We start from the raw sequence: 3,120 nt of genomic DNA on the forward strand, positions 1-3,120 counted from the left end.
AAAACTCAGGCAGTTTGCTGGTTTCCCAAATCAGGTTAATCTCAGGTTTGGTCAATCTAAGGTGCTGAAATTTAAGCTAACAAACTGCTTAAGAGGGATTCGCAATGCGTGGCATTTTCAGCATGCGTTGGGTTTTGTGATTAAATCGGTGTGCGGTAGTTTTTGTAGTGCATTGCTCACCCCTTAGCAGGGCGTTATGTTTAATCACGTCAAATCAGTTGGTTGTATCTTTTCTTTGCTCCCTCGGCTTGTTGATTTTGTGCTTGTCGGCAAGTTGGTTTCGTTTGGCGCTGTTTTCCGGACACTTGTTCTTTGGCTCTGGAAATTCAGAGAGTTGCCTCAGTCAATTCTCGGGTAAGCACGAGGTAGGGCGGTTGGCTCAATCAGAAATTTGATCTTAGGTTTTGGGCTTGAACAGTCGAAATTTGAAGTCTGTTTTTCAAATCTATGAGTCATTTCAGTTTTTTAGGTTTTGGCTTTTGTTTGTGAGTCAACGCTGAGTTAATCTTGGTTTTGGTAAAACGTAAGCCCTTGAAGCTTAAACATAACAAAGCGTTAAAGAGGGATTCGTGCCGCGTGGCATTTTTGGTATGCGGTGAGTTTTGGTGGTGAAAATGGTCTGCGGGAAGTTGATCTATACGGCACTCACCCCTTAACGCGGCGTTAGTTGCTAGATGCAAACATCAATATCCGCACATTTATTTAGGAGGATACAATGAGTAAGAAAAAAGTTAGCCGTGATAATCCCGATAAACGTCAGAGAGCCACCCCAGATCAATCTAGCGGCGGAAAATCTGTTCACAAGTGTCCAACAAGCTCAAACGGTAAAGATGAATACATTACACAATCGCAAAGTACGCCGCCAAGACCAATAAAAGGGCATAGAGATAAATAGTATGTCAGAGAATAATACTTCAAGTGAGGATCTAGATAGGCATTGGGGCTTGTTGTGGAATGCTCGTCTAGGTATCCGTTATCACATGCATCTACATGCGGCTTATAGTCGTATGGGAAAATTTATAACGGCTTTCACACTGCTAATGAGCACCGCTGCTTTTACAGCTGTTTATCAAAGTGAGGGAGTTCCGCCTGAATTGGCTAAATGGTTAGTTTGTATCGCGGCATTACTTCAAATTATTGAGCTAGTTGTTGACACAAAAGCTAAAGCTATTCTTCATTCAACATTACGTCAAAAGTATTTGCACTTCGAACTTTCATTGTTAGGTCGGCAATATATCCTTGAAAGTGAGGAAAAAGAGTTTAATCAAGAGCGCGTATCAATTGAAGTTGAAGAGCCGCCTATAAATCGAGCTCTTATAGACTTTTGCCATAATGAATTAGTAAATATTTACTACGCCCCAGAATGCAGAAAAGAGCACTTAGTCAGCTTATCGCTTTTCGCTAAAATGAGGGTTTTTACCCTGACTTAAACGCAACTAACAAACAATTTAAGAGTGATTCAGCACGCCTGGCATTTTTGGTTTGGATTGAGTTTAGTGTTTACGGTGGTCAAATTAAGTGTCGTGGTCGCGTGCTTCACACCTTAATTGGGCGTTAGCTTAAAACAAATAAAATCAATTGGTTGTGGTTTTTCATTTCTTCCTCTGGCAATTTGTTCAGGTTTCTCGGCAAATCAGCATTGTTTTCCAGCGCAAGTTTTGAGTAGTTGCCTCAATTGAGCTTTGGGATTGCGCGAGGTTAGCAAGCTTGGCTCAAAGTCGCTTTGGCAGTTTTGCTTTCGCTTTGAGTTTTTCGAAAATGATTTATCAAAATTTTCGGGTTTTCAAATCGCATGAAAGGCCACAAAATTTGAACCAATTCGGGTTTCAAAACTCAGGCAGTTTGCTGGTTTCCCAAATCAGGTTAATCTCAGGTTTGGTCAATCTAAGGTGCTGAAATTTAAGCTAACAAACTGCTTAAGAGGGATTCGTGCCGCGTGGCATTTTTGGTATGCGGTGATTTTGGTGGTGAAAGTGGTCTGCGGAAAGTTGGTTTATTCGGCACTCACCCCTTAACGCAGCGTTAGGTACTTGTTTATATAGGATGAAATGAAACAAATGATTTATGAAAAATCAGCTAATAAAAAGATAAACTATATATCGGCAATATTAACGGTTGGGGTGGGGTCGATAGTTGTTTTTGTGTGTTTTTTACATTTTTTCATTTCTTTTTCTCAAATTGTAGGTAGTTCTGCAAAACTTACTGAGATAATTAATTCAATAGCACAACTGGCAACCGCAGGTGCATTTATATTAGCTGTTCATCAATATAGGAAAAATAGTAAGAAAGAACGGCAAGAAAAAATCTCAATGGAAGCGAGTCTCTTGATAAAAGATATGGCTGATTCTTCTGACAATTTCAAGAGGAATGATGAGTTTTCGCTAGAAGAGTTCAATGGATATATTGTTAGGATGGAGAATCTTGGTACTGGATTTCATGTCTTATATAGTGATCTTGATGACGATATATATAAGGCTATTGTTAGGATGCATTGGCAAAATATGTTTTTTAATCACTTGCATCCTACATTAAAAAACCTAGACATCAAGCAACTTCTTCTTCAATTAGGAAATGAAAATGGCGAGCTAGAAAAAATCATTTGTGAAGCTGAGGAACATTCTAAAGGTAAGCATTTCGACCACTATGAGAAAACTGGTTACATTTTAAAAAATGCTTCGCTGCCTGATAACTTCCAAGATAAAATATATGATGCTTTTTTGTTCAAACGGTATTATCTAGATGATAGTGAATTAAACGACCTGCTTTATGGGCTCTTGAGTAGAATCGATATCCGCTTTGTTTGTCCATTTCTAGCAGTTCTTGATGATTTTCAGAAACGTACCTAACAAACGGTTAAAGAGGGACAGCCAACGCGCGGTATTTTTACTATGCGTTGGTTTTTGTGGTTACGGTGGTATGCGGAAGCTTGGTAGTGGCGTTGTCTGCCCCTTAACCGGGCGTTAGTTGGCCGTAATGTTGATTGGCTTTGCATTAACAGATCAGGCAGTTATGAATTTGTTTTGAGTTATGAAATACTCATCCATTCTAATCTGCTGGCAGTTACAAGCCTGCTCATTCAGCCGCAGTGTTGAGTCTGCCGCTAATAGAGCTTCGCGTTTT

General features: G+C 39.7%; 6 protein-coding genes. All 6 read left to right on the top strand.

Going from position 1 to position 3,120, the window contains the following annotated elements; translation table 11 throughout:
- On the top strand, nucleotides 1-187 hold a 187-nt coding region (locus UF06_RS11335), incomplete at its 5' end, for a DUF3265 domain-containing protein (protein ID WP_045570561.1).
- A gap of 378 nt (nucleotides 188-565) precedes the next feature.
- Entirely contained in the window at nucleotides 566-667 is a 102-nt protein-coding gene (locus UF06_RS24385) for a DUF3265 domain-containing protein (protein ID WP_242402013.1), read from the top strand.
- Between the two features lie 48 nt (nucleotides 668-715).
- Nucleotides 716-895, top strand: coding sequence for a hypothetical protein (locus UF06_RS26100; RefSeq protein WP_139046338.1), 180 nt, complete (start codon nucleotides 716-718; stop codon nucleotides 893-895).
- A gap of 1 nt (nucleotide 896) precedes the next feature.
- The gene (locus tag UF06_RS11340; RefSeq protein ID WP_052702552.1) at nucleotides 897-1,430 is read left to right on the top strand and encodes a hypothetical protein; all 534 of its coding nucleotides are present in this window, start codon (nucleotides 897-899) and stop codon (nucleotides 1,428-1,430) included.
- Nucleotides 1,431-1,912: 482 nt separating this feature from the next.
- The gene (locus tag UF06_RS24395) at nucleotides 1,913-2,026 is read left to right on the top strand and encodes a DUF3265 domain-containing protein (RefSeq protein WP_347335973.1); all 114 of its coding nucleotides are present in this window, start codon (nucleotides 1,913-1,915) and stop codon (nucleotides 2,024-2,026) included.
- Between the two features lie 22 nt (nucleotides 2,027-2,048).
- Nucleotides 2,049-2,846: a hypothetical protein gene (locus tag UF06_RS11345; RefSeq protein ID WP_139046339.1), complete on the top strand. Its 798-nt coding sequence runs from the start codon at nucleotides 2,049-2,051 to the stop codon at nucleotides 2,844-2,846.
- Nucleotides 2,847-3,120 lie beyond the last annotated feature (274 nt).

It is taken from the genome of Vibrio sp. S234-5, assembly GCF_000960595.1.
Lineage (GTDB): Bacteria > Pseudomonadota > Gammaproteobacteria > Enterobacterales > Vibrionaceae > Vibrio.